The sequence below is a fragment of the Xanthomonas sp. Leaf148 genome (assembly GCF_001423585.1).
GTDB lineage: Bacteria > Pseudomonadota > Gammaproteobacteria > Xanthomonadales > Xanthomonadaceae > Xanthomonas.
Window position 1 is genome coordinate 720,825 of record NZ_LMOP01000001.1, and the last position, 26,133, is coordinate 746,957.

A 26,133-nucleotide genomic window follows, 5' to 3' on the forward strand; every position below is an offset into this window, starting at 1 on the left:
CGGCAGGGCAGCCAGCTTTTGATTCAGCCACCCACCAACGTGCTGGCGCAGTGCCCTCGTCGCTTGCAGGTCTTGCCGCCAAGGAGCCTGCAGGAACGGATTCATGGCATGTCCTGCAAGCGGTGAGCGCACAGTGAGCTCGACTCACTGAGAAATTTGGCTTAGGTATCTGATCGCGCCCAAGCGCTGCATGGCTTGAAGTCTCGATTGCGTCGAGCGTGTTGCCCTGGGTTCTAGAAACTGCGGATAGATCAGGCGCAAAGCGGCTGATCTGCGGCTCGGCTGCAAGGCCCTTGCCCGCCCACCATCGTGGGACACGCCGTGAATCCATCCCTGGAGGCTCTTATGCGGCGTCCATGCCGCATAAGGTCCCGCGACGGTAAGCGGGCAAGGACCCGTCGAGATGGTCGGTGTGCATGGTCAAGAGAAGATCATGATGCGTGCTGTTCGGATAATGGAGCGCCCGACAACCGTCTCCCGTTGCAAGCCGACCAGCAGGCGGGCTTTCAACAAAGCCACCTGCAAACCTCCTGGTGCGCTGCCCTCGCCGGTTGCGGGACCCTTGGCGGCATGGATGCCTCCAAGGAGCCTCAATGGACGGATTCACGGCGTGTCCCGCAAGCGGTGAGGGCACCGCGCGCTCGACTTACACGGCTGTTACCCGTCTCCACTAAACGACAGCGAAATTCGAGCTCGATAGACTCACGCAGCTCCCCGCAAGCGGCAAGACAAGCGCGTGCTCTACCAAGCCCGCTGTTGAGCAGTCGTTTTCTCAGATGCGCTAAGAGTGGCTAACAAAACGTAGCGAGCAGTCGTCAGGTGGGTGTGGACGGCGCGCTCAGAACCGGAGTGTACGAGTGGTACATGCCGCACCGAGCACCGGCCGCGCCCGCCTGGCGGCTGCACAGTAGTGTTGCTAGCTGCTCTAAGACGGTTCGGCAGGAAACGGCGTCGTGCTCGCCAGCGCTCGGTACTCGCGAGGCGTCATACCCACCGCTTGCTTGAACTGCCGGGCAAACGCGCTCTGATCGCTGAAGCCGCAGGCATGGCCGATTTCGGTCAGGCTCTTTTTTCCGTGCAGCAAATGCATGGCCATCTGCAAACGCAACTTGGCCAGCACCTGCTGCGGGGTGAGCTGGAACACCTTGCGGAACGAGCGTTGAAGCTTGGACATCGAAAACCCGGTGATCTCCACCAATGCCTGCATGCGCACGTTTTGCGCGTAATTGGCATTGAGGTACGCCAGCGCAAGCCTGAGTTTTTCGTACTGCGATTGGTGCCCGTCCTGCGGGCCGAGATCGCGCGAGATACCGATGATGCCCTGTACCTTGCCGTCGACCAGCAGCGGACGTTTGCAGGTGAGGCACCAGCCCGGCTCGCGGTTGGCGAACAGATGCAGTTCCAGCAGGTTGTCGATCACCTCACCGGCCAGCACCTGTTCGTCCTGATTGGCGTAGTTGGCGCCAAGACCGCTCGGGTAGACCTCGGCGACACGCTTGCCGATCAGTTCCTTGCGCGATTTCAGGCCGAGGCGCCGCAGCATGGTCTGGTTGACGTGGGTGTAGCGACCCTCGCGGTCCTTGACGAAAAACAGCACGTCCGGCACGGCATCGAACAACGCTTCCAGATCGGCAGGGTCGATGCTCTTCATGCGAGAGGATTCATGCAGTGCGAGGGACTCGGGGCCAGGAGAGGCGCAGCGGTGCAGTGACGCATCAGCGTCTGCACACACCACCGCTGCGCAACGTCATGATACGCCGCGCCTGTCGCTCGGTTTGCAGGCGCTCAGCGCGGCTGTTCGGCCACGGTGGCGGTGACTGCCGCCCGGCCGTCCTTGGGAGCGTCGATGGAAGCACTGGTGGCGCCCATGCGATCGGCCGGCGTGCGCCGCGCTGCCCAGGTCTGCACCACTGCCGCACCCGATTGCGACCCCACCTGTACGCGCAGACGCGCACCGGCTGTGGGCGCCACGAATTCGATTTCGCAATCGCCTGCGGCCATGCAGCTGTCCGCTGCCAGCGGGTCGACCGGCTGCCAGCCCTGCTCGGCGATCGCCTGCGAAAACGCGCGATAGCTCATGCCAGGCTTGAGGGTCGCCGGCAACGGCACCAGCAGCTCGCTATTGGCGGGGTCTGTCGTGCTGGCAGTCACAGGCGCAGTGGCCACCGGCGCACGTGCAGGCACAGCCGCCGTGGGCCGCGGCGCGGCGCTCCAGGCAGGGCTGAAAATGAGGGCAAGCCCAAGCAAGGCCGGGCGGACGAACGTGCGCATGCGAAAGATCCTTGCGATCCTGGCAGGGATTGGGAAAGTTAAAGAAGCGCTATTTTGACACGTCGACATGACGCCCGGGCGATGATGCCGGCGCCCGATCAGCCGCCATTTCATCGCCGGTTATCCAACGGTACACCGCAAGCGCACTCGACTACGTGCTTATCGGCGGCACACCGCGTTACTTGAGCGAGCGCGACAACAACGCGCATTTCCAGTTGTCTTGCGCAATACCATGCGTCTCCGCGCGATGTGCAATTGCCGAATCTTCGATCGCCCTCAGCACGCGCCTGCTGCCGACCGAAGAACGCCACACAAAAAAAACGGCACGCCGCTGCAAGGCGGCGTGCCGTTTTTTCTAATGCATTACTGCCCGATATGCTGCTTCAACCAGCCGTTGACGGTGTCGTGCCACAGGATGCTGTTGTCCGGCTTGAGCACCCAGTGGTTCTCGTCCGGGAAGTACAGGAACTTGGAATCGATACCCTTGCGCTGTAGCGCGGTGAAGGCAGCCAGGCCTTGTTCGACCGGGATGCGGAAGTCCTGCTGGCCATGGATTACCAGCATCGGCACCTTCCACTTGTCCACGTGCAGCACCGGATTGAACTTCTCGTAGCCGGCCGGGTTCTGCCATGGCGTGCCGCCGTTTTCCCACTCGGAAAACCACAACTCTTCGGTGGCGTAGCCCATGGTGCGGTTGTCGAATACGCCGTCGTGATCGACCAGGCATTTCCACGGCTGATTCCAGTTGCCTGCCATCCAATAGACCATGTAGCCGCCATAGCTGGCACCTAGCGCACAGGCCTTGTCGCCGTTGAGGAAGCCGTACTGCTTCTGCGCGGCAGCCCAGCCTTTTTGCAGATCTTCCAGCGGTCGGTCGCCCCAATGCTGGCTGATCGCATCGGTAAATTCCTGGCCGTAACCGGTGGAGCCGTGGAAGTCGATCATCACCACCGCATAGCCCTGGCCGGCGTAGGTCTGTGGGTTCCAGCGGTTGCTCCAGCCATTGCCGAAGCTGCCCTGCGGGCCGCCGTGGATCAGGAACGCCACCGGGTAGGTCTTGCCTTCCTGATAGTTGTACGGCTTGACCACATAGCCGTGCACGGTGTCGTTGTTCCAGCCCTTGAACTGGAACTGCTCGTAATCGCCAAACTGCACGTCGGGCAATTGCTCGCCAGCGGTCTGGGTGATGGCACGCAGGTTCTGGCCCTGCACATCGCTGACGAAGATCTGATCGCCGCTCTTGAGCGAGTTGCGGGTAAACGCCAGCGTGCTGCCAGCCAGCGTCGGTGCATGCACGCTGCCCTCGCCCACCAGCTTGGTCGCGTCGCCACTGGCGATGTCGATCTTGAACAGCGGGTGCTCGCCCAGGTCGTCGGCACTGGTGTAGATGCTACTGCCGTTATCGCCCAGCACGATTTCGCCGGCGGAGCGATCCCACTTCGGCGCGATCTCGCGCGTCTTGCCGCTGGCCACGTCCATCGCCATCAGGCCGAAGCGGTCGGCCTCGAAGCCGGGGCGTTTCATCGCGCGGTAGTACAGCGTCTTGCCATCGGCACTGAACACCGGGCCGGCATCCCAGGCCGGGTTGGCGGCGGTCAGATTGACCGGCGCGGATTTGCCGGCCGCATCCAGGCGATACAGGTCGAAGTTGGTCTGCCACGGCTCGTCGTTGCCGGTCGGCTTGGTGGCGGCCTTGGCGTTCTTACCGGCCTCTGGGCCATGCGGTTGCGGGATACGCACGCTGGCGACCACGCTGGCACCATCGGGCGACCAGGTGTAATCGTCGTTGCCACCGAACGGCTTGGACGGCGCATCGCCGGCCAACGTGGCACTGATCGCCGAGGCGCCGACTACCGGTTTGGCGCCGGTTGCGGGCAGCTCGGAGACGAACAAGGTGTTGCGACGGCCATCGTTCCAGGTGTCCCAATGGCGCACGAACAGCTGGTCGTACACCACGCCGCTGGCCTTGGCATTCTTCACGCTGGCGAGCTTTTTCTTGGTGCAGTCCAGGTCAGAACCGCAGTCCTGAAACACGCCCGCACTGAAGGCGATGCGCTTGCCGTCTGGCGAGAGCTTGTAGCTGTCCAGGTCCACCGCGAACGCGGTGAGCTGCTGCGGAGTGCCGCCGGCCAGCGGCTGCGCGTACAGCTGCTGGATACCGGATTTGCTGCTGAGGAAGTACACCGTTTTGCCATCGGGCGACAGCGCCGGGCTGTTGACGTTCCAGCCTTCCGGGGTGAGCCGCTTGGGCGGCGACAAATCACGGGTGCGCAGGTTGCGCATCCACAGGCCGGTGGCCGGCTTGCCATTGGCGGTCTTGGCCTGGCGCTTGGCGAAGATCACCACGCCGCCATCGGGGCTGAGCGTGGGCGAGGACACTCGATCCAGCGCGACCATATCGCGCACATCGAAACCGCGCGCGGCGGCAAGGGTTGGCAAGGCGGCCAATAGACACAGGGGCAGCACGGCGTGACGCAGCTTCATCGAGAGTTCCTGCAACGGCAAAACGTCGATGGTAGGCGTTGCTGCAGCGCACGCGCAAAGGCTTGCGCTTGCGCCTGCCTGCGCGGTTGCGTGGGCGTCGCCTCGTGGATGGAATTGCGCGTCGCAATACGGCGACCAGAACCTGAGGCACGTACTGTCAAACGCGGATGGCCGGCGCGTGTGGCGGCATGGCTCATGCGGCCAACAAGGCGGATCACACCGCCCAGGTCCGCTTGAGGAATGCGCGCTGCCTTGGACAGATGATTGCGACAGTGTGCCTACTGGTCGTCGCTACGCCGAGGCGAGCTTCCCATGCGGCGACAGCAGCTCAGCGTTGCTCACGTATCCGCCACGCTTGGTGTGTCGCGGACGGGCGTTGCGAGGCGCCAGTCGACCTGGCGCCTCACAACCTTGACCACTCTCTGCAAGGCGGGGCGTGCATGTACGACAGCACACCCTGCCCTTGGCTCACCACACAACTTAGAAGCGGTGCGCCATGCCCACATACACCTGCGCGTCCGGGGTACGGTCGTTGAGCCCAAAGTTGGCGCCCACGTCCAGTTGCAATAGCGGATTGATCAGATACGCAGCCGCGATATCGGCCGAATACTGTTCGATGGTCTCGGCCGGGTCGCGATTGATCGAAGACCACACTTCCACTGCCATCGACAACTTCGGCGTCAGCGGACGTGCCAGGTTGATCGCATTGACGATGGCGACATGCTTGCCGCTGCCATCGCTGTCGGCCAGCCAATCCACCTCCGGGCCGAAGGTCAGCGAGAAACTATTGGGCAATACGAAATTGATCGGCAACGCGACGCCACCTTCCCACTCGTCGTTGCCCAGACCGGTGCGGGCAGTCGGCGCCTTGACGAACGGCAGCACCGCGACGGTGGCGGTGTCGCTTTCGTAGAAACGCGCCTTCATGCGCAGATAGATGTCGCCACCGCCGCTCAGGCTGCTGCGTGCGCCAGTAGCGCGATCGGTGGTTTTGACCTGCAGCTGCGGCGCCCAGTTGAGCTGCAGATCGATGCGGTCGCTGACGCCGTATTTGAGCGTGGGATTGGTGAACACCGAGGTTTCGATGCGTGTGCCGGGCTGGCTGTCGCGGGTATAGCTACCGATGTCGGTTTCCAGCTGCCAGGCGCCGGTCGGCACGGTACAGGTGGAATTGGCCTTGGTCGGCCGATCGGTGCACAGCGCCGGTTCGGTGGCGTCTTGTGCCTGCGCTTGCGTCGCCAGGCCGCACAGCACGCCGGCCATGGCGATGGTCAGCAGGGGGATACGCCGTACACGGGATGGGAAACGGGGAATAACAGTCAGCATTGCAGTAACTCCATGGCAGAGCGCTGGACCGATGACACGACAGGCCAGCAGTGAGGGAGGGGGAATGCGCGTGGAGAGGTGGATCGACTGCATGACGCTGAAACATCGGCGTCTGCTCGATCCTATCGAACTGTCGAGCTCGCCAGACAAAAAGCGACCGCAACCGCACCGTGGAAGCGGCGCAGTGTGATTGGGCTAACGTTTTTGTCGGCAGCAGCGGCGGCGCGATGGCCTAGGGCGCGGAGATCAGCAGGGTCGATCGAGGCATGCGGCAGCCGTAACGCATCATCCGTGCGGGAGACGGCACGATACGGAGCGGCGGCATAAAGGCGCTATGCATGAGCGCTGGACCTGGCATAAAGCCGGCGCAAAGACGGGCAGACAAGGAAGTGCCGTCACGGACGGTCGACGGGGTCTGCAGCGGCGATGCGTGTGGATGGTGCAGATGGCAGCGGCATGCGCTGCGGGCAGGTCGCCTTGCGCGCCTGCCAGAACGGCGCATGCATCGCATGCGCCGTGTCTGTCGCCAGGCTCAGGCCGCCTGTTCGCCGCGCTTGCCGACGCGATACAGCAGCCAGCCGACCACGGCGAGGATGGCCAGGCCAACCCACTGATTGAGTTGCAAGGCAGCTGGCAATGCCAGCACATCGGCGCGGCTGGACAGCACGATCGGCACCGCGATGGCGATACCCATCAGCGCTTCGCCGGTGATCAGGCCGGCGGCAAACAGCACGCCCGGACGATGCACCCGGTCGCGGCCGTCTTCGTCATCGGCGCGGATGTTGTGGAAGCGCTCGACCAGATGCGCGATCAGGCCACCAATGAAGATCGGCACCATCAGCTCCAGCGGCAGGTAGATACCGATCGCCGCGGCCAGCACCGGCACGCGGAAGCGCTTGCCGGTGGCCTTTAACCATTCGTCCAATGCGATGATCGCCGCGCCCACCACCGCTCCGATGGCGATCATGGTCCACGGCAACTGGCCGCCGAACAGGCCCTTGGCCACCGAGGCCATCAAGGTGGCCTGCGGCGCGCCCAGCGAGTTGGGATGCTGCGGGGTGGCCGGGCCGATGCCATACGCCTGCGCCAGCAAGTTCAGCACCGGCGCCATGATCAACGCACACGAGAACGCACCGATGCCAAGCATCAGCTGCTGCTTCCACGGCGTGGCGCCGACCAGATAACCGGCCTTGAGATCCTGCAGATTGTCGCCACCCACCGCCGCCGCGCAGCACACCACCGCACCGATCATGATCGCCGCCACCGCGCCCAGCGGTGCGGCACCGATGCCCACCGGCACCAGCCCGTCCTTACCCAGCAACAGCACCAGCACCGCCGAGGCGAACAGGATGGTGGAGATGGTGATGCCCGATACCGGGTTGTTGGACGAGCCGATCAAGCCAGCCAGATACCCGGACACCGACACGAACAGAAAGCCGGCCACGATCATGATGATGGTCATCGGGATCGACACATGCCACTGCTGCACGATGGCCTGATACAGGCCAAGCAGCGGCAAGGTGCACAGCACCAGCGCCACCAGCATCCACTTCATCGGCAGATCGCGCTCGGTTTCGGCGACCACGCCGCCCCCGCTCTTGCGCGCGGCGGCAAAGCCGCTCTTGACGCCGGAAAACAGCGATTTGCGCAGCGAGAACAAGGTCCACACGCCGCCGATCAGCATCGCACCGACGCCGAGGTAGCGGATCTTCGCGCCCCAGATGCCGAAGGCCGCATCGGCCGCCGGCGCACCGACCAGGCTCTGCGCCAGGGCCGGGTCCGAGCCCATGAAGAACTGCTGATACAGCGGGATGGCGATGTGCCAGGACAGGATGGAACCGGACAACACCACGATGCCGACGTTCAAGCCGACGATGTAGCCCACGCCCAGCAATGCCGGCGACAGGTTGGTGCCCAGATACCCCACCAGGCGGCTGCTGCCCAGGTAGGTGGCCTGCGCCCAGGTGTCCGGGATCACCCGCAAGCCGCTGGCGGCAGCGAGTTTGACCAGCGCGCCGATGGCACCGGAGGCGGCCAGGATTTTCAGGCCCGGGCCGGGGTTTTCGCCGGCCTTGAGCACTTCGGCGGCGGCCTTGCCTTCGGGGAACGGCAGCGGGTCTTCGACGATCATCGAGCGCCGCAGCGGCACCGAGAACAGCACCCCGAGCAGCCCGCCCATGCCGGCGATGCCCAGCACCCACCAGTACTTGAAGTCCGGCCAGTAGCCCATGATCACCAGCGCGGGGATGGTGAAGATCACCCCGGCGGCGATCGACGAACCGGCCGAGGCGCCGGTCTGGACGATGTTGTTCTCCAGAATGGTGCCGCCCCCCAACAAGCGCAGCACGCCCATCGACACCACCGCTGCCGGGATGGCCGTGGCGATGGTCAAACCGGCAAACAGGCCGAGGTAGGCGTTGGCGGCCGAAAGCACCACCGCCAGCACGATGGCCAGCACGATGGCGCGAAAGGTGAGCTGGCGCGGTTGCGCGTCTTGGCTCATTGGGCATTCCCCTGTAGGCAAAAAATCCGTACCACGCTAGCGCCTGCGCCGATGCGAGTCCAGCTGCGGCGCGGCGTGACAGTGCGGCTGCCATGGCCTGTGGTGCGACGGTTTGACCGCGGTGCGGCTCCATCGGTGCGTTTACGTAAGCATCAATGCGCTTTAAACCTCACCAAGACCGCGACGACCACGCATCCTTGTCACATCGCCGCGCACTGCGGGGAACGCGTTCCCGTGTTCAGTCTTTTTGTCTGTACTGAGTAAAGCCCATGGGCAAGCGCCATACACACACAAGAGCGGCTAACAACACCTAGCGAGCAGGCGTCAGGTGGGTGTGGACGGCGCGGAGGAACCGGCGTGTACGAGGGGACCATGCCGCACCGAGCACCCACCACGCCCGCCTGGCAGCCGCACAGTCGTTTTGTTAGCTGCTCTAAGACCGCCATGTAACCAGAGGTGCAGACCATGCAACATCCACTGACCGCCGCCCTGATGGCCGGCATGCTGCTGTCGTTATCGTCAGCCGCCACATTCGCCACACCACCCGCCGAGCACGGCGCGCAATGCCCTGACCCAGCAGAGGTGCGTTACGAGGCGGGCCGCTATCGCGCCAACGTACGACTCGGGGTGGCGTCAGGAAGCGGGGCCTGGTCCAGCACACTACAAGCCAACAATGGCAAGCCGCGGCACCTGGCCTCGGTGCTCTATTACGGCGAGTCACCCGAGACAGCGTCCAGCATGGGCGTGCTGGTCAACTGCACTTACTCCATGCGCGGCGGCAAGGAAGTGGACCTGGCGTATTTCGACAGTCGCACGCCACAGATGCAACGCAACCTGTTCGTCACCCCCAGACACCCTACGCACTGGCAACTCGATCAGCCGCCGGTAGCAGGAACGGTCCAGTTCTACACATGCACTCGGAGTGCAGAGGACTGCGCGTTCGAACCGCTGCGTCTGGAGGAATGACGCAGCGGCACGCACTGTCTAGCGTCAGTGCAGCAGTTCGGCGAATGCGCGATCGGCCTCGATGACGTCCGGCAAGGTGGCGAACAAGCCTTCCAGGTCGACGCCGTCCATCAGTGGTGCGCGCAGCGCGTCCAATGCCTGCGGGGTGGCACCGCCGTGCGCGTGGAGCGCGTCGGAAACCTGCACCGCCTGGGCCACCAGCAACGGCATCCGTGCGCCTTCGGGCGCGGCGGCCGGGCGAACCTGGTAGGCGATGGCTTCCTGGATCACCACCGGCAATTGCCAGCGACGCACCAGCTCGGCGCCCACTTCCGGGTAGCCGAAGCCCAGTTGCAGGGTTTCTTCGGCGGCATGGCCGGCCGATGAGGTGTCGTGATTGATGCGACTGGCGTAATCCGGTGCGCCGGACTGGATCAGCAGTTCGCCGATGTTGTGCATCATCCCGCAGGTGAAGGCGGTTTCCGGGTCCAGGCCGTGCTGGCGCGCCAGCAGGCGGCAGATGCCGGCCACCTCGAAACTGTGCCGCCAGAAGGCCTTGAGATCGAAGCCCGGGCCAGCGCGGAAGGCACCGGTCATCGCCGAGGCCAGCACCAGGGTGCGCAGCGTGTTGAAGCCCAGGCGCATCGCGGCGTCTTCCACGCTGGTGGAATCGCGCAAGCCGTGGAATCGCGCCGAATTGGCCAGGCGCAACACCTTGGCAGCGATCACCGGATCGCGCTCGATGGTGTGCGCTAGTGCATCGATATCGGTTTGCGGATCGTCGAATTGACGGATCAGGTCCTGCGCCACCTTGGGCACGGTGGGCAAGGTGTGCAACTGGTCGAACAACGCCTCCAACTTCATGATCGCCTCGTGGGTGAACGGATAAGCCAGCGCGGTTGCGCAGACCTGCATGGTGTAGCACAGACCGGTTGGCTGTCGGTGACCGAGGCCGGGCTTATTTATGCATGCGTGTGGATTTTTGCGCTTGAGGCGACATCCCGCACGCCGCCGGGCGATGATCATGGCCGCCAGCGAACTCGACAGTGATGCGCAGGCGATTGCGCAGATGCCAGTCGGGATGCGGTTTGGCTGTGGATCAGTGGGGGTGACAGGCGCGCGGCGCTGCACGGTTGTACTGCGCGCAGCCGCATCAGGCGCATGGACATGACGCATCGTTGCATTGTCGCTGCGTGCTTGCTTCGGCGCCGCTAATGAAAGTCGCGCGATGGCAGCTGCATCTCGCCGAGCAGATCGCTGAGGTCGTACACGTCGCCGGCAATCAGATGCTCCACGTCGTCCACGCGCTCCCAGCGGCCACGCACGGCGAGCAGGCGCGATTCGAGCAATGCACGGCGTCGGCGCAGCGCCAGATGCGACCAGACGATGACGTTGATCATGCCGTGCTCGTCTTCGAGGGTGACGAAGATGGTGCCCTTGGCAGTGGCCGGGCGCTGCCGCTGGGTGACCAGCCCAGCCACATGCACGCCGCTGCCGTGGCGACGGCCCTGCAGGTCGCGCAGTCCCAGGATGCGCCGTTGCTGCATCTGCGTGCGCAGCAGCGCCATCGGATGCAGGCGCAGGCTCAGGCCGACCGAGCGGTAGTCGGCCAGGATCTCTTCGCCCATCCGTGGCGCCTCAAACTCCACCGCGCGTTCTTCCGGACTGCCGGGCAGCAAGGGCCGGCGCGCTTCCACGCCAGCCATCGCCCAGCGCGCGGCATTGCGATTGCCGACCAGGCTTTGCAAGGCACCGGCTTCGGCCAAGGCCAGGCGCGCCTTTTCGTCGAGTGCCGCGCGCAGGCACAGGTCGCCGATGTCGGTGAAGGCGCGTTGCGTGCGTGCGGCCACGATGCGGGTGGCCACCGTTTCCGACACGCCACTGACCTGGCGCATGCCCAGCCGGATCGCCGGTTGTTCGCCGGGGTCGGCATCGCTGCACCAGGCCCGGCCGCCCACCAAGGTGTTGTCCCAGTCGCTGTGCAGCACATCCACCGGCAAGACCTCCACGCGCGCGCGCTCGGGGCTGCCGCGGCGTGCGTCCTGCACGATCTGGCTGGCCGAATAAAACCCCATCGGCTGCGCATTGAGCAGCCCGCAGGCAAATGCCGCCGGTTCGTGGCGTTTGAGCCAACAGCTGGCATAGACAAGCTTGGCGAACGAGGCGGCATGACTTTGCGGAAACCCGTAGGAGCCGAAGCCTTTGATCTGTTCGAAGATCTGGTCGATGAAGGTCGAGGCATAGCCTTTGCCCTGCATGCGCTCGCGCACCCGCGCGCGATGCTGTTCCATGTCGCCACCGCGTCGCCAGGCGGCCATCGATCTGCGCAGATTATCGGCTTCGCTTTCGGTGTAATCGGCCGCATGCATCAGCAGCTCCATCACCTGCTCCTGGAACAGCGGCACGCCGAGGGTCGGCTTGAGGATGTCTTCCACCTCCGGCGAGGGATAGTTGACCTCTTCGCGGCCCTGTCGCCGGCGCAGATACGGATGCACCATATCGCCCTGAATCGGCCCGGGCCGCACGATCGCCACTTCGATCACCAGGTCGTAGAACACCGCAGGCTTGAGCCGCGGCAACATCGCCATCTGCGCGCGCGATTCGATCTGGAACACGCCCACGGTATCGGCGCGCTGGATCATCTTGTAGGTGGGCGCATCCTCGCCCGGTAGCGTGGCGATGCTGTAATCGCGCCCACGCTGCCTGCGCACCAGGTCCAGCGTCTTGCGGATGCAGGTCAGCATGCCCAGCGCCAGGCAATCGACCTTGAGCAGCTTCATGGTTTCCAGATCGTCCTTGTCCCACTGGATGATGGTGCGGTCGGCCATTGCGGCGTTTTCCACCGGCACCAGCATCGATAAAGGCTCATCGGAAATCACGAAGCCGCCGACATGCTGCGACAGATGACGCGGGTGATCGCGCAGGTGCTCGGTGACCGCAAGAATCTTGTTGATCAGCGGGTTGGCAAGATCGAACCCGGCTTCTTCAACACGCTGCTCCATCGGCGTTTCCCCATTGCCCCATCCGTAGCAATTGGCCAGCAACGCAATCTGGTCCGGTGGCAGGCCGAACGCCTTGGCCACATCGCGCACCGCGCTCTTGCCGCGGTAGCAGATCACCGTGGCGGCAAGCGCGGCGCGCTCGCGGCCGTATTTGCTGTAGACGTATTGCAGCACTTCTTCGCGGCGCTCGTGCTCGAAGTCCACGTCGATGTCCGGTGGCTCGTCGCGTTTTTCTGAGAGGAAGCGCGCCATCAGCAGACGGGTTTCGTCGGGATTGACTGCGGTGATCCCCAGCGCATAGCACACCGCCGAATTGGCCGAGGAGCCACGCCCCTGGCAAAGAATGTGCTTTGACCGTGCAAACCGCACTACATCCTGCACGGTAAGAAAAAACGCCTCGTAGTTTTTCTTGGCGATCAGCGCCAGTTCTTTTTCGATGTCTTCGCGCACCTTGGCCGACACTCCCTCCGGCCACCGCTCACGCATGCCGGCTTCGGTAAGCTGGCGCAGATAACTGGCGGGCGTATGGCCTTCGGGCACCAGTTCGCGCGGATAAGCGTAGTTGATGGTGGAAATATCGAAGGTGCAGCGTGCGGCCAACTCCACCGTGGCTTGCAACAACGCATCCGGATAGATGTTGCCCAAGGCGCGCCGCGTGCGCAGGTGGCGCTCGCCATTGCGGAACAGATGCGCGCCGCACTCGGCCAGCGGTGTGGTGTGGCGGATGGCGGTCAAGGTGTCCTGCACGATGCGCTCGCGGCGCTGCGCCATGTGCACATCGCCGCTGGCCAACGCGGTCATGCCCAGTTGCTGCGCCAACTGTTGCAAGGCAAGCAGACGCGCCGCGTCGTCCTGCTCGCGATGCAGTTCCACTGCCAGAAACGCGCGCGCGCCGAACACCTGTTGCAACCAGGCGCCCTGCTCTGCCTGCGGCTGCACGCCAGGCAACCACAGCGCAAAGACACCGGGCACAACATCGTGGAACTGCGCCTGCACCTCCGCACGCCCCAAACGATAGTCGCCCTTGCCCGCCGCGCGTCGTGCGGTGGTAATCAAGCTGCACAACTGCGGATAGCCCTGCGCATGCTCCACCAACAGCACAAAGCGGGTGCCATCGACGAGGGTGAATTCACTGCCGACGATCAGCCGCACGCCGGTGGCGCGCGCCGCTTCCAGGCCACGCACGATGCCGGCCAGCGAACATTCGTCGGTGATGGCCAGTGCGCTGTACCCGCAGTGTTGCGCGCGCACGAACAACTGTTCGGCACTGGAGGCGCCACGTAAAAACGAAAAGTCCGACAGACAATGCAGCTCGGCATAGGCAGGCAGGCCATCGGCGAGATGCGTATGGGTAATGTCGTCGTTGGCCGCGCGCAGCCGTGCTGCGACATTCCAGGCGCGCGGCATGCGCCCGCCCGGCGTGTCGCGGTCCACGCCATCGACAGCGTCATCCCAGCTCATGCGCGCATCCCTTCAAGCATCGCGCTGCCAGCGCAGCGTCTTTGCAATGCGCGGCAGATCGTTGGGTTGCAACAGCGCCTTCGCGTCATGCTGTCTCGGACGCTTGCGGTAGCGCTGCGATGACCCCCCCAGGCACCCCACGCTGCGCTCTGGCAGTGGCATGCGCCGGATCACGCAAACCACCCATGCAACATCCAGCCTTGGACATGGCCAGGCGCGGCAAAGACCCAGCCGCGTCGGCCGCGTGCGGTCTCCACCACGTAGTAATCGCGACGCGCCTCGTCGTCGTCCCACCAGCCGCTTTCCAGCCGCTCGGGGCCGGAGACGATGCGCAGGTGCGGATCGTGCAGAGGCACCGGCTGCGGCAGCAACCAGGTGGGCCGCGGCGGACGTGGCGGCGCGGCGGTTTCGCGCACCGCATCGCCGATGGCGCGGCGCCAGGCGCGTTCCGGGCGCGGGTCGTCGGCCGGCAGCACGCGGTACACCGCCTCATCGCCCAGGCGCGCACGCAGCCGTTCGCGCAGTTGCGGCCAGTCCACCGACTGCTGCGCACGCTGGTCGAACAAGTCGCGCATCGCCGGCACGAACGGCGGCAACTGGCGCGCCAACAGCCGCATCGCCACCACCGGCCGCGGAATCTCCACCCGCTCTAGCCGGTTGCGGGCCAGCTCGAACAACAGCGTGGGCGCACGCTCCGGTGTCAGCAGACCGATCTCGACATCGGTGGCACCTTGTTCGTGTTCCAGACGCAGCAAAAAACGTTGCACGCCGCCATCACGAATGGACAGATAGGTGCACAGATCGCCGATCAATCTGCGCAGCGGAAACAGCAACGCCAGATGGGTTTCCACCTCGTAGCCCAGCTCCACGCGCTGGTCGAAGTGGTCCGGAGGCGCGTAGTACTCCAGCGTGTCATCGGCGTTGCCGTAGAGCCGGTCCAGATGATCGAGCAGGCTGGCACCGAAACGCCGCTGCAGCCCGTCGCGCGGCAAGGCACGTACTGCGGCGAGCGTGCGCACGCCCATATGCTGCAGGCGCTCGCCAGCATCGCCGGGCAAGGCGGCACGGCGCACCGGCACCTTGTCGAGGGTGCTGTGCAAGTCCGGCAATTGGGTCACCACCATGCCATCGCGCAACCCGGCCAGCACGCGCGCCGCGCGTGGCGTGGGTGCCAGCGCAAGCCGGTGCTGGAATCCCAATGCCTGCAACTCGTCGCGCAGGCGGCGCTCGAAACGTGGCCACGGGCCGAACAAGCGAAAACTCGCGCCCGCCTCCAGCACGATGGCGCGCGACCATTGCTGGCTCACCAACGAACTGTGCCGGTACGCCCAGGCCGCAAGAAAGCGTTGCGTGCGCGCTTCGTTCTGCGCGTCGTAATCGATCGTGCGCACCTGCGCCATCAAGGCGTGCGCCGCAGACAGGCGCATGCCCGGTTTCAATCCCGCAGCGGCAGCGGCGGCATTGACCGAATGCAAGCTGCGCAGCTGCGCCGGCCCCTGCACCAGCACCAGCGGCGCCTGCGGCTCTTCAAGCCGCCGTAGAACGGCGTCCAGTGCCAGCTGCGGCAATAAGATGCAGGCCCACAACATGCGCGCGGCTCAATGCGCCAGCCGCAACGGCTGCGAAGGCACTTGGCCGCCGCGGCACTTGCGCACCTGCCAGGCATCGCGCTCAGGCAGAAATTCCAGCCGCAAGGCCGCCGGCGATGCATTGACCGCGTGGCGACGATCGCGCAACGCAAACGCGCAGCAATTGCCGCTGTCGGCCGCGACCTGCAGCCGCCGCAAGGCGCGCGCATCGCCGGTCTGCGGCCAGCCCAACACCGCCGCGCAGGCGCCGCTGCGCAGGCATTGTTCAAATGCCCACAAGGCGTCGCGCGGCTCGGCCTGCACCACTTCCAGATGCTCCAGCACCACCCCGCCCGCCTGCCAGGCCGGCGCGTACGGGATGAAGGGCGGCGCCACCAGCACCACCCGGCTGCTGGCGCCGGTCATCCGCGCCAGCGTGGGCAACAACAAGGCGATCTCGCCGATGCCATGTGCGGGCAACAGCAACTCGGTGAGCGCCCGCCGCGGCCAGCCGCCATCGGGCAGCAATGCATCCAGGGCGACATGCCCGGTGGATTCGCCGCCATTGGCCGTGGCGGTGCCGTGGCCCGCACGCCATACCGTGCGCGCGGCCAGCAAGGCATCCAGCGGCATGGCCAGCGCGGCATTGCCGTGGTGTCGCAGCTGCACGGGCTCGCTCATCTCAACCCTGCCGGATCAGGCCGCAGTACAGTCCTTCGATCGCGAAGTCGGCGTCGGCCGCCACCACGATCGGCGCATGCGCGCGGTTGCGCGGCAGCAGCCGGATGCGCTCGGCGCCGCGCTCCAGGCGTTTGATGGTGATTTCGCCATCCACCCGCGCCACCACGATCTGCCCATCGCGCGCGTCGTTACTGCGATGCACGCCGACCAGGTCGCCATCCAGGATGCCGTCGTCGATCATCGAGTCGCCCTGCACTTTCAGCAGGTAATCCGGACGCAGCGAAAACAGCGTGCGGTCCAGCCACAGCTGCCGCTCCAGCCCGATATCCGCCCCGATCGGCACACCGGCCGCCACCCGACCCAGCACCGGCAAGGCCAGCAAGGCATCGCGCCCGGCCCCGCCTGGCACGCGGATGCCGCGCTTCTGGTTGGGCAGCAATTCGATCAACCCGGCCTCGGCCAGTGCCTGCACATGCTTTTGCGCGGCATTGCGCGAGGCAAAGCCGAACGCCTGCGCGATCTCGGCCAGGCTGGGCGACACGCCGGCCTGGGCCTGCTGCTGCAGGAAGGCCAGCACCGCAGCACGTTTGGGGGACAAGAGCGTCATGGAGAACAAGGACTGCGCGGGACAAGGTGTACATTTGTACACTTATCGGTCGCAGCAGGCGAGATTGGCTGGTGCAGGTTGCTGAGCCGCTCAGCACGGCTGCTTGCGAGCGTACGATCAAGGAGTTATAACTTACGTAATAACGCGAAAGGACTGCCATGAAGCTCAAGATCACTGCCATCGGCAACTCCGCCGGCGTCATCCTGCCCAAGGATCTGCTTGCGCGTTTGCGCCTGGGCAAAGGCGACGAGCTGTATGCGCTGGAAACGCCCGACGGCATCAAGCTGACCGCCTTCGACCCCACCCTGGCCGCGCAAATGGAAGTGGCCGAGCAAGTGATGCGCGAGGATCGTCAGGTGCTCAACAAGCTGGCCAAATGAACACGCGCATGGTCGTGTGGATCACGCGCGGACTTGCCTCGGCCATCCATGAGCGTCAATTGAGCGAACACGGAGGCGCTGCTGGCGTGCGCGACGAGGCATTACTGGATTCGGCACTAGCACGTCCGCAACAGCTATTTTCCTACGGCGATCCGCCACCGGACCTGGTGGAGTTGACCGCAAGCCTGGCCTATGGGCTGGCGCGCAATCACCCGTTCGTCGATGGCAACAAGCGCACTGCCCATGTCTGCTATCGCGTGTTCCTGATGCTCAATGGTGCCGAGCTCATGGCGTCGCAGGAAGAGAAGTATGTCGCCATGATGGGATTAGCAGATGGTGCGTGGAGCGAGGCCGAATTTGCCCACTGGTTGCGCCCACGTGTGCGCTTGCGCGCGGACACGCAGGTGCATGAGCCGCAGGGTCAGTACGGTTGATGCGTTGTCGGCGCCATGCGGGTCGCATGCGATGGGTGTACTGACCTTCCCTACAGCTGCGACGTCTTGCATGCACAACTGTATCTCTCTACACAACAACAGCGACGCCGCGACCCATCGCCTGCGGCATCGCTTGGCAGCTTGAGCATCGTGGCCCTCCATGGCCGTGCATCGCTAAGTTGCAGCTGCGTGATGTCTGCCTGACAACGCGCCGAAGAGCGGCTCAAAAAACGTAGCGAGCAGTCGCCAGGTGGGCGTGGACAGCGCGCTCAGAAGCGGCGTGTACGCGTGGTACATGCCGCACCAAGCACCGGCCAGGCCCGCCTGGCGGTGAGCACAGTCGTTCTGTTGGCTACTCAATCTTTCGCATACACCACACCCAACTGATCGATCTCGTCGCCGGCACGGCCGGTGAAACCGGCGATGTGCCAGCCGTTGGGAGCGGTCAGCGTATAGCGCTCGTTGCTCGGGGTACCCACCTGTACGCTGCGGCCGGTGTTGGTGCGCAGGCTCAGCGAAAACACGCGGGTGCTGTCGTTGTACTTGCCCACGCTGAAGGTGGCCGAAGACAGCGTTTCGTTGGCACCCAGCGACAAGGTCGTTGCCTGCCCGCCACTGCCGCCATGCGCCAGCAGTTTGCCGCTGTCCAGGATCACACCCACGCCATCCAGGCGCTCACCGCCGCGCAAGGTCACGCCACTGAGTCGGCGAGCGCCGGGATTGCCGGCCAGGTCGTTGAACGGAATGCCGTGCGGGCCACCGAACTGATCGCTGGTACGCAGTTGATCGCCTACCGCCCAACCGAACTGCGTATACACCGGGTAATGATCGGACAAGGGCTTGCCGGCGCTGTCGTAGAAGCCGCCAGCATCGAGCTGATAGCGATTGGCCACCAGGGTCAGTTGCGGTGCATCGCGGTACAACATCTTGTCGACCACCTCGCAGCTATTGGTGGGCGGCGTGCCGCAGAGCAACGGCGTGGCGCCGGCCGCCGGTGCGCTGCCCTTGATCAATTCCACCCACGCATCGGTGAGCCCGTTGGAGGCGATCAGCTCGCGGATATTGTCGTCGCTGCGGGTGTAGCGCGTATTGGAATCCATCATCACCAACACCGCGTTACCGGCCGACCAGGTCTGGATGAACTGCGAGAGCTGGCCGATATTGGCGCGACGTGCGGACAGATCGCCCGCTTCGACACCGGCATTGGGGTGCGCGTTGTAGACGTCCAGCAACACGCCATCGGCCAGGCGGACGCGCATATAGCTGAAACCTTTCGGGGTCAGGCAGTCGGTGCCGTTGCACTGCTTCCACTTGACCCGCGTGAAGTCGCTGAAGGGATAGTTACTGAGCGTATTGAGCCCGTCGCCCAACGCGGCGCCACCACTGGTGGCGGTGCGATACGGATGCGCATCGCCGGCGTACAGCGCGGCATGGTAGTTGAAGTCTTCCTGCACATGGACCAGGCCGTAAGGCGCCAGTTTTGGTGCCAGCAATGCGGTGTTGGTGGCCGGCGTTCCGCTGGACAGCCCTTCGGGCAGACCGGCGACGTTGTAGGTCAGCACGTCGAGCACGCCGACGGTTGTTTGTGCCTGGGCAGTGCTGGCGCAGGCAAGGCTTAGAGCGATTCCGAGACTGACGAGTGTGCCTAAATGCTGGAGCATGGATCACCTCTTGCAGAAAGGAAAAACGGCTGGCACGGCGGCCAGAAAAGCGGCGTCAACGACGCCGATGCGACCACGTGCGACGGCCATCGGCCGGTGCGCGCAGCGTCATTCGCTCAGGTACTGCGGGTCGATCGCCGCGTCGATCAATGTCGCCAAGGTCGGTAGCGGGCAGTCGTACTCCGGCGTGGCATTGCTGCAGCCGGGAATGAAGACCGGCGAAGACGGCGGTGGCGCCTGCGCTGTGAGCGCGCGGCGTTCGCGCAGTTGCGCCAGGGTCTGCGCGGTGTAGCGCACGCGGATCACGCGTTGCCCGTCGGCACGCCGCCAACGCTCAAACACCAACGCACCACCGGGCACGGTCTGGTCGGGCTGATACCCCGGCAGCTGCCAATGCAGATCCAACATGCCGGACAGCAAGGTCAGCGTGCCGTCGTGACCGGACAGCACCACCAGCCGTGCATCCCCACCAATCGGCGTGGCATGCGCGGTATTGGTGTGTGCGCTGCGCTTGGTTTCGCTGCCTTGCTGCAGGGTTGCCAGTAGCCGCGCCGCCAATGGCGAACTGGCCATACGCGCTACCGTCGGCGCACGCAGGCGCAACGCGAACTCGGACTGATGCGGTGCAAATGCGCGCAGCAGGCTGGCTTCGTCCAGGCCTTGCCAACCCAGTGCGGCAAAGTCCTGGCCGTCGGCCCAGCCCATCAACAGACTCTCGCTGATACCCGATGCGGCCGGTGCCGGGCCTTCGACTCCGGCAATGCCGTCATGTGCATCGCCCATGCGTGCGGGCACTGCATCCAGGCGTCGCTTGCCGGCACCGGCCTGCGCCGGGCACGGCCGTTGCGCGCACTGCAATAGCAGTTGTTGCAAGGTGTCGATCGCATCGTGCTGGGCCGCATTCCAGCCCGCGACATCGCCACCGACGCGGCCGGCGATGGCAGCGCGCATCAGGTCGGCGGCAGCGGGCTGGCGCACCGCCGGCGCGCCATCGAACAACGGGTCGGACGCACCATCGGCAACGTGGTGCACCGTGTTCGTGCACCCCGGCGTGAGCGTACGTGCCAGCGCCTGTGCCGAGGCGATGGTGCGCTGGGTGCGATTTGCCCAGTAATACACGCTGTCGCAGCCATCGCCATCGAACAGGCCGAGCGGTGCGTAATGCGCGCGATAGTAGCTACCGAACAATGCTTCCAGACGTGCGCCGTTCTCGGTCAGGTGACCGGCCGGCACGCCGAAGCGTGGCCAGGGATGTGCGGAATACCGGCCCAATGCTTCCGGGCTGGACATCGCCGCACGCACGCCATGGCGTTTGAGGATGACGACTTTTTCAAGCGTGTCCGGCACTGCAGCGGCGTGCACGATTCCCAGTGGAACCAGCGCAGCAACGACAGCAGCAAAGAATCCGAAACACAGACGCGGCAGTGATGACATGCATTCGATCTCGATCGTGGCGCGCCCCGTATGACGCGATAGGGCGCGGCGTGCAGTGGCAACAACGCCACAGCGGGCGCCGTTGCAGGTGCAGAGGACGCCTTGCTGGAAGACACCCGGTTGTGGCCTCAGTCGTTGCCGGCAACGCTGGATCGGCGATCGGAACGGCTGCGCCACCAGACGGCGGCTGCAGCATGTCGCGCTGCACCCGTGCCAGATCGAGCGAAGCGTCCTCGCCCAATTTATTCCAGCTCACCGGCCTGCCTTGGCCACACTCAGAAACGCGCGCGCAGCCCCAACGACCAGGTGCGGCCGTAGTCGGTATAGCCACCGAACAGGTGATCGCCGACAAACTGACGCTGCACTTCCCCGGTGAGGTTGATCGCGTTGACGAACACCGACAGCGTGTCGTTGACCTTGTAAGCCACGTTGGCATCCAGGCTGCCGAACTTGTCGCTGTTGAGCGTGGCCACATTGGCGGTGCCGACGGCATTGAGAATCTCGTCGCTCCAGCTGTAACTGACACGCGCCATCAACGGGCCTTTCTCGTAGAACAGCACGGCGTTGTAGGTATTCTTGGCCACGCCTTCCAGGCTGTCGGTAAAGCTGCTGCTACCGTCGTGATAGGTCGCCTTGCTGTCGGTCCAGGTGTAGTTGAGCTGCATGCCCAGGCCATCCAGCGGCGACGGCAAGCCGGTAAACACCTGCTGATACGCCACTTCCGCACCCTGCACCATCGCCTTGCTGCCGTTGGTCTTGGACGACAGCAGATAGGTCTGGCCTTCGTAGACCAGGTTGGACATCTGGGTCTGGATGAAGCTGGAAATATCCTTGTAGAACAGCCCGCCGGTCAGCGCCGAGGTCCCATCGATATACCACTCGAAGGTCAGGTCGTACTGCCATGCCTCGAACGGCTGCAGCGCGGGATTGCCGCCACTGGCGGTGAGGATTTCGCCACTGGAATTGAAGGTGAGCTTGGACGACAGGTCGGTGAGATCCGGGCGTGTGATCACCTTCGCTGCGGAGGTGCGCAACACCATGTCATCGCGCACATCCCAGGCCGCGTTGAACGACGGCAGCACGTTGGTATAGCTGCGTTCGAAATGCACTGGCTGGGCCGTGCCGTTGACGTCGGCATGACCATCGGTGGCCTGCTCGGTGCGCACCACGCGCGCACCGAGGTTGCCGCGCAGCTCGCGGCCGGCCAGATCGGTGCCGAAATCGGTCATCGCGTAGGCCGAGGCGATCTCTTCCTGCACCTCATAGGAATTCTGCAGATCCGCGCTGTTGGGCGTATTGCGCAGATCGGCGCTGGTGGGCCAATTGCCCCAGAACGCGGACTCGACCGGTGCCAGCCACTGCCGGGGCAGGTTGCCGTTAGCGTCGGCCAGCATGTCGTTGACCGGCAACGCGGTGAAGTTAGTGGCCGGGAAGCGCACCCCGGCGATGCTATTGAGCAGCAGGTCGGCACGGTCGTAGGTGCGTGAGCGCTCCCGATATTTGGCGCCTACCTTGATGTCGCGGAAGAAGCTGCCGTCGAGCACACGTTTGGCATCGAACTGCAGTGCGTCTTCCTTGTCGCGCGCATCGATCTGCCGCCATTCCAGCCGGCGTCCTGCCACGGTGGCCGGGTTGGTCGGATCAAAGCCGTTGGTGAAACTCCAGTCTGGCACGTTGTCGCCGTCGGCTTGCGGCATGTCCACGCGCATCGACAGGTTGGTGCCGCTACGCAGGCGTGTGCGTCGGATCGGGTCCGAATCGTAGCTATGCGCCTGCGAGTGGAACGCCACCGCGCCCAGCGTCCATTGGTCACCGCTCCAGGTGCTGGACAGGCGCGCACTGCGGTTGTCGTCGGTGATACCGGAGGTCTCGCGCGAGATCTGCACCTGACCATTGCGGTAGTCGAAGCCAGTGATGCCGCCGTTTTCCACGCGCAGGCTGCTCATCCTGGACAGGTTGTCGAAGCCGACACCCATGCTGTATTCGTCGTAATGCACGGTCTGCTTGGCGTAGAGCAGATCCAGCGTGGTTTCCCATTGCGCGCTGGGCTTCCATTGCAGCGACGCCGCAACGCCGGTGCGTTCGCGCTCTTCCAGCTCCAGCGTCGGGCGCAGACCGGTCGGCACGTAATTGGCACCAGGCACGCCCGGCACACCGCTGCGGTAGTAGTCCCAGCTCACCTCGTTGACGCGGTCCTGGCGCAGCGTGCGTTGCGCATAGGCGCCAGAGATCAACATGCCGAAGGTGCCTTCGGCATTGACCCAGTTGAACAGGCCGGACACGCGCGGATCGTTGGCATGGGTGCGTTGCGCCTGGCTCGATTCCAGCGACACATTGGCCAGCGTCTTGCCCAGTTCCAATGGGCGGAACGTGCGCACGTTAACGATGCCGCCGATGGCGCCTTCATCCAGATCCGCAGTGGGGCTCTTGATCACGTCCAGCCCGGACACCAGTTCGGCCGGCAGCGTGTCGTAGCGAAACTGCCGACCGGTCTGGCCGGAGGTGCGCACGTTTTCGTTGACCGCCATGGTCTGGCCGTTGAGCGTGGTGACCTGAAAGTTCGGGCCCAGGCCGCGCACGCGCACGTACACGCCCTCGCCGCGGTCACGCACGATCGATACGCCAGGCACCCGCTGCAGCGCTTCGGCCACGTTTTGTGCCGGCAACTTGCCGATGTCCTCTGCCGCAATCACATCCACCACGCTGTCGGCATAGCGCTTCTGCCGCAACGCGGCGCTGAGGCTGCCGGCATAACTGCCTAGTACCTGGATGCTGTCCAGCTCCTGCACCGGTGCGTCTGCGCGTGGTACTGGCGCGTTCGCCACTGCCGCCGACGTCGGGGACACCTGCGTCTGCGCGCCAGGCGCGTCCTGGGCTGTTTCGATGGTCACCGTGGTCGGATTGAGATAGCGGTAGCGCAGGCCGGTACCGGCAAGTAATTGCTGCAAGGCCTGCTCCGGCGCGATGCCGGCAGTGGTGGTACGGGTTTGCGGGTTGCCGGCAACGCCTGCGGCATACACGAATTGCAGGCCGGTCTGACGCGACAAGGCATTGAGTGCACGTGCCAACGGCTGGGCGGGAATCGCATCGACCGACACGGCCACCGGCGTGGTCTGGGCACCGGCAGTACCGGCATGCAACGCGAGAGCAATCGAAAGAACCAACGTACGACGCATCGTAGAATCCAGTAGGGGAGGAAGCAATGCGCAGCGCCACGCACAGGCGGGAATGCTGCGTTGTACCCGGACTACGAGGGACGACAGCGACGATCGGGCACCGGTTTTTGATGAATTTTCTGTGACACGCACTTGGTGCCGGCGCGCAGGCACGCAGGTGCACGACGCTGAGTGAGCGATGCGGGTGCATCTGCGCGCGTGCGCAGACTGGCCAGTCTTGAAAGGGACATGGCTGCTGTCAGAGCGCGGCACACACACGATGCCGCCCAGCCGGGCGCGCCTGGCTCGGGTATGTCAGGTCGGCCACGACGGTGCTATTGGTGCCATTCCCCGCCGCTGTCGTCAGTGCGCAGCGGCGCCCTGCGCTGGTCGGCTGCTCACGCGCAACACGCCCGGCGCAGCGACCACGCGCAGGTTGGGTTGGTCGTCGAGAAACGCGCGCAGGGATGCGACATCGTCGCCGCGCAGGTTACCGGTGAGCCGCAACGCGCCGGCGGCGGCATCGTCGATGAGCAAGCGGGTGCGATTGAGCCGATTGAAATCCTCGGCAACGGTGGTCAGCGGTGCATCGCGGAACACGATGCGCCGCTGCCACCACGCATGCATCGCGGCGACATCCTCGTTGGACACGTCGACCCGGCCGGACACAGCGTCGATTCGTGCGCTCTGCCCGGCGCCCAGGTTCGCCAGCATCGGCTGCTGCTTGCGGTCATCGCGCCACACGTGCACGCGGCCCTCGGTGACTTCGATGCGCGCCTGCTGCCGATACAACGCAATATCGAAGGTGGTACCGATATCTTCAACACGCAGACGGCCCGCATACACCTGCAACCGACGGCGGTCCTGGGCCACTTCAAAGCTGGCCTGACCCTGCAGCAATTGCAGGCGACGACTCCACGGCGTCATGGTCGCGCGCACGCTGCTGAGCGCGTTCAGATGCACTACGCTGCGATCGGCCAATTGCACGCGACGCTGCTCGCCATGCGCGGTGGCATAGGTCTGCGTGCGCGGCCACGCCCAGCCGGTCAAGACCGCCACACCGCACACCGCTGCGGCCAAACCCAGGCTCCAGCCGCGGACGCGCGCACTGCGCTGACCATCGGCGCGGCCCGGCGGCGGCGTATGTCGAGGCTGTTGTGGTTGTGGTTGCGGTAATCGCGACGGCAACGGCAACACGATCACATTGCGCGAGGCTGCAGCTGCACGCGTACGGCGATCGCCATCGAGCAAGGCATCCACATCCAGCTGCATGCCACGCAAGGCATCGCCCAGCTCACCGGCCACGCGCAGCACGGCCATGTATTCGCGCACATGCAGTGGCGATGCGGTCAGCCATTGCATGAAGCTTGCTTGCTGCTGTGCGTCCAGCGCCTGCATGCGTTGCAGCGCATGCCAGTGCGCGGCCTCGCTGGCAGCCCTGCGGGTGGCCCAAAGACGCGTGCTCACCAGCTCTCACCGCTGTCGGCAACCGCCTGCCTGCACGCCGACAAACCACGTACCACATGTTTCTTGACCATATGTGCAGACACGCCCATGCGCTCGGCGATCTGCTTGTAGCTGAGCCCATCGCGGTACTGCATCACCAGCACCGCGCAGGTGCGCTCGGGCAAGGTGGCCAGCAAGGCCTGCAATCGTTGTTGGCGCTGCTGACGGTGCGCGGCGTCTTCCACATCCTCGCCTGCGGCCAGCAACTGCGAAAACTGTTCCATTTCTTCGATCTGCAACGGCGCCTGCTTGCGGCGCACCGCCTGCTCGCGCGCAAGATTCAGCGCCACCGTGTACAGATAGGCTTCCGGATTGGCGATGCCCTCGCCCTGATCCTGCTGCGCGCGCAACAGGCGTAGATAGGTTTCCTGCACCAGGTCCTCGGCGTCCTCCTTGGCACCGCGGCGCACAAAAAAACCGCGCAGCACAGATCCGTGCTGCGTGAACACCTGGGTCCACGCGCGGCTGACGTTGGCTTTCATCGTGCGCGCTCCCCTTGCGCTGGGTGGGCTAGCCTGGCCAATTCAGGTGACACCACGATGACGCGCAACGCGCAACGCACCTGCAAAGCGGGCCACTGCGCTGCGCAACCGATTGCCCATTGCAAGCCATCGCAATGCAGCTGAGCGAACGCCACAGCATTGCGATTGGCGTGCGCAAGCGCGACCGAGCATCGCTACATCTACACCGTCCCTACACCGCACCTTGACCCTAT

The 26,133-nt window shown here is 64.8% G+C and carries 18 protein-coding genes and 3 other RNA genes; 3 read left to right on the forward strand and 18 right to left on the reverse strand.

Features of this window, described 5'->3' with window-relative positions:
• Positions 1-789: 789 nt before the first annotated feature.
• From ASF90_RS21255 to ASF90_RS21260, 7 genes are all read right to left on the reverse strand, one after another.
• A non-coding RNA gene (locus ASF90_RS21255) (sX9 sRNA) lies at positions 790-866 on the reverse strand.
• Between the two features lie 59 nt (positions 867-925).
• Positions 926-1,651: an AraC family transcriptional regulator gene (locus ASF90_RS02990; RefSeq protein ID WP_055845643.1), complete on the reverse strand. Its 726-nt coding sequence runs from the start codon at positions 1,649-1,651 to the stop codon at positions 926-928.
• Positions 1,652-1,785: 134 nt separating this feature from the next.
• Positions 1,786-2,271 (reverse strand): hypothetical protein, encoded by a 486-nt coding sequence (locus ASF90_RS02995; RefSeq protein WP_055845646.1) that lies wholly within the window; start codon positions 2,269-2,271, stop codon positions 1,786-1,788.
• A gap of 363 nt (positions 2,272-2,634) precedes the next feature.
• Positions 2,635-4,755, reverse strand: a complete 2,121-nt coding sequence (locus ASF90_RS03000) for a S9 family peptidase (RefSeq protein ID WP_055845648.1) — start codon at positions 4,753-4,755, stop codon at positions 2,635-2,637.
• A gap of 480 nt (positions 4,756-5,235) precedes the next feature.
• On the reverse strand, positions 5,236-6,018 hold the full coding sequence (locus ASF90_RS03005; RefSeq protein ID WP_236699193.1) for a transporter: 783 nt from the start codon (positions 6,016-6,018) through the stop codon (positions 5,236-5,238).
• A 595-nt stretch (positions 6,019-6,613) separates the two neighbouring features.
• The gene (locus ASF90_RS03010) at positions 6,614-8,584 is read right to left on the reverse strand and encodes an oligopeptide transporter, OPT family (protein ID WP_055845653.1); all 1,971 of its coding nucleotides are present in this window, start codon (positions 8,582-8,584) and stop codon (positions 6,614-6,616) included.
• A gap of 298 nt (positions 8,585-8,882) precedes the next feature.
• Positions 8,883-8,958, reverse strand: a non-coding RNA gene (locus ASF90_RS21260) — sX9 sRNA.
• 91 nt (positions 8,959-9,049) lie between these two features.
• Between ASF90_RS21260 and ASF90_RS03015 the strand changes: the two genes are divergently transcribed.
• Complete coding sequence (locus tag ASF90_RS03015; RefSeq protein WP_055846273.1) at positions 9,050-9,550, forward strand: DUF3757 domain-containing protein; 501 nt, start codon at positions 9,050-9,052, stop codon at positions 9,548-9,550.
• Positions 9,551-9,574: 24 nt separating this feature from the next.
• On the opposite strand, the gene ASF90_RS03020 is transcribed toward ASF90_RS03015, so the two are convergent.
• The 5 genes from ASF90_RS03020 to lexA form a co-directional block, all read right to left on the reverse strand.
• Positions 9,575-10,393, reverse strand: coding sequence for an HDOD domain-containing protein (locus tag ASF90_RS03020; protein ID WP_055846276.1), 819 nt, complete (start codon positions 10,391-10,393; stop codon positions 9,575-9,577).
• Positions 10,394-10,740: 347 nt separating this feature from the next.
• The gene (locus tag ASF90_RS03025; protein WP_055845655.1) at positions 10,741-13,992 is read right to left on the reverse strand and encodes an error-prone DNA polymerase; all 3,252 of its coding nucleotides are present in this window, start codon (positions 13,990-13,992) and stop codon (positions 10,741-10,743) included.
• 170 nt (positions 13,993-14,162) lie between these two features.
• Entirely contained in the window at positions 14,163-15,581 is a 1,419-nt protein-coding gene (locus ASF90_RS03030; protein WP_055845658.1) for a DNA polymerase Y family protein, read from the reverse strand.
• 9 nt (positions 15,582-15,590) lie between these two features.
• Positions 15,591-16,241 (reverse strand): translesion DNA synthesis-associated protein ImuA, encoded by a 651-nt coding sequence (gene imuA, locus ASF90_RS03035; protein WP_055845661.1) that lies wholly within the window; start codon positions 16,239-16,241, stop codon positions 15,591-15,593.
• A gap of 1 nt (position 16,242) precedes the next feature.
• Entirely contained in the window at positions 16,243-16,848 is a 606-nt protein-coding gene (gene lexA / locus ASF90_RS03040; protein ID WP_055845664.1) for a transcriptional repressor LexA, read from the reverse strand.
• A 158-nt stretch (positions 16,849-17,006) separates the two neighbouring features.
• Here lexA and ASF90_RS03045 point away from each other — a divergent pair, with 158 nt between their 5' ends.
• Both ASF90_RS03045 and ASF90_RS03050 read left to right on the forward strand, forming a co-directional pair.
• On the forward strand, positions 17,007-17,228 hold the full coding sequence (locus tag ASF90_RS03045; RefSeq protein WP_055845667.1) for an AbrB/MazE/SpoVT family DNA-binding domain-containing protein: 222 nt from the start codon (positions 17,007-17,009) through the stop codon (positions 17,226-17,228).
• Between the two features lie 8 nt (positions 17,229-17,236).
• Positions 17,237-17,662, forward strand: coding sequence for a type II toxin-antitoxin system death-on-curing family toxin (locus ASF90_RS03050; RefSeq protein WP_055846280.1), 426 nt, complete (start codon positions 17,237-17,239; stop codon positions 17,660-17,662).
• A gap of 220 nt (positions 17,663-17,882) precedes the next feature.
• On the opposite strand, the gene ASF90_RS21265 is transcribed toward ASF90_RS03050, so the two are convergent.
• The 6 genes from ASF90_RS21265 to ASF90_RS03075 all read right to left on the reverse strand — a co-directional run bounded on the left by ASF90_RS21265 (position 17,883) and on the right by ASF90_RS03075 (position 25,900).
• Positions 17,883-17,959, reverse strand: a non-coding RNA gene (locus tag ASF90_RS21265) — sX9 sRNA.
• A gap of 59 nt (positions 17,960-18,018) precedes the next feature.
• Positions 18,019-19,323, reverse strand: coding sequence for a jacalin-like lectin (locus ASF90_RS03055; RefSeq protein WP_055845671.1), 1,305 nt, complete (start codon positions 19,321-19,323; stop codon positions 18,019-18,021).
• Between the two features lie 108 nt (positions 19,324-19,431).
• The gene (locus tag ASF90_RS03060) at positions 19,432-20,757 is read right to left on the reverse strand and encodes a histidine-type phosphatase (protein WP_055845674.1); all 1,326 of its coding nucleotides are present in this window, start codon (positions 20,755-20,757) and stop codon (positions 19,432-19,434) included.
• 275 nt (positions 20,758-21,032) lie between these two features.
• The gene (locus ASF90_RS03065) at positions 21,033-23,933 is read right to left on the reverse strand and encodes a TonB-dependent receptor (RefSeq protein WP_055845677.1); all 2,901 of its coding nucleotides are present in this window, start codon (positions 23,931-23,933) and stop codon (positions 21,033-21,035) included.
• Positions 23,934-24,275: 342 nt separating this feature from the next.
• Entirely contained in the window at positions 24,276-25,379 is a 1,104-nt protein-coding gene (locus tag ASF90_RS03070; RefSeq protein WP_269079381.1) for a FecR domain-containing protein, read from the reverse strand.
• The gene (locus ASF90_RS03075; RefSeq protein WP_055845680.1) at positions 25,376-25,900 is read right to left on the reverse strand and encodes an RNA polymerase sigma factor; all 525 of its coding nucleotides are present in this window, start codon (positions 25,898-25,900) and stop codon (positions 25,376-25,378) included. Before ASF90_RS03075 ends, ASF90_RS03070 begins: the two co-directional genes overlap by 4 nt.
• Between the last annotated feature and the right edge of the window lie 233 nt (positions 25,901-26,133).

Bases quoted from the DNA above. Each gene is read 5' to 3' on its own strand.
- ASF90_RS02990 (WP_055845643.1), bottom strand. From the start codon at position 1,651: ATGAAGAGCATCGACCCTGCCGATCTGGAAGCGTTGTTCGATGCCGTG.
- ASF90_RS02995 (WP_055845646.1), bottom strand. From the start codon at position 2,271: ATGCGCACGTTCGTCCGCCCGGCCTTGCTTGGGCTTGCCCTCATTTTC.
- ASF90_RS03000 (WP_055845648.1), bottom strand. From the start codon at position 4,755: ATGAAGCTGCGTCACGCCGTGCTGCCCCTGTGTCTATTGGCCGCCTTG.
- ASF90_RS03005 (WP_236699193.1), bottom strand. From the start codon at position 6,018: ATGGCCGGCGTGCTGTGCGGCCTGGCGACGCAAGCGCAGGCACAAGAC.
- ASF90_RS03010 (WP_055845653.1), bottom strand. From the start codon at position 8,584: ATGAGCCAAGACGCGCAACCGCGCCAGCTCACCTTTCGCGCCATCGTG.
- ASF90_RS03015 (WP_055846273.1), top strand. From the start codon at position 9,050: ATGCAACATCCACTGACCGCCGCCCTGATGGCCGGCATGCTGCTGTCG.
- ASF90_RS03020 (WP_055846276.1), bottom strand. From the start codon at position 10,393: ATGAAGTTGGAGGCGTTGTTCGACCAGTTGCACACCTTGCCCACCGTG.
- ASF90_RS03025 (WP_055845655.1), bottom strand. From the start codon at position 13,992: ATGAGCTGGGATGACGCTGTCGATGGCGTGGACCGCGACACGCCGGGC.
- ASF90_RS03030 (WP_055845658.1), bottom strand. From the start codon at position 15,581: ATGTTGTGGGCCTGCATCTTATTGCCGCAGCTGGCACTGGACGCCGTT.
- imuA (WP_055845661.1), bottom strand. From the start codon at position 16,241: ATGAGCGAGCCCGTGCAGCTGCGACACCACGGCAATGCCGCGCTGGCC.
- lexA (WP_055845664.1), bottom strand. From the start codon at position 16,848: ATGACGCTCTTGTCCCCCAAACGTGCTGCGGTGCTGGCCTTCCTGCAG.
- ASF90_RS03045 (WP_055845667.1), top strand. From the start codon at position 17,007: ATGAAGCTCAAGATCACTGCCATCGGCAACTCCGCCGGCGTCATCCTG.
- ASF90_RS03050 (WP_055846280.1), top strand. From the start codon at position 17,237: ATGGTCGTGTGGATCACGCGCGGACTTGCCTCGGCCATCCATGAGCGT.
- ASF90_RS03055 (WP_055845671.1), bottom strand. From the start codon at position 19,323: ATGCTCCAGCATTTAGGCACACTCGTCAGTCTCGGAATCGCTCTAAGC.
- ASF90_RS03060 (WP_055845674.1), bottom strand. From the start codon at position 20,757: ATGTCATCACTGCCGCGTCTGTGTTTCGGATTCTTTGCTGCTGTCGTT.
- ASF90_RS03065 (WP_055845677.1), bottom strand. From the start codon at position 23,933: ATGCGTCGTACGTTGGTTCTTTCGATTGCTCTCGCGTTGCATGCCGGT.
- ASF90_RS03075 (WP_055845680.1), bottom strand. From the start codon at position 25,900: ATGAAAGCCAACGTCAGCCGCGCGTGGACCCAGGTGTTCACGCAGCAC.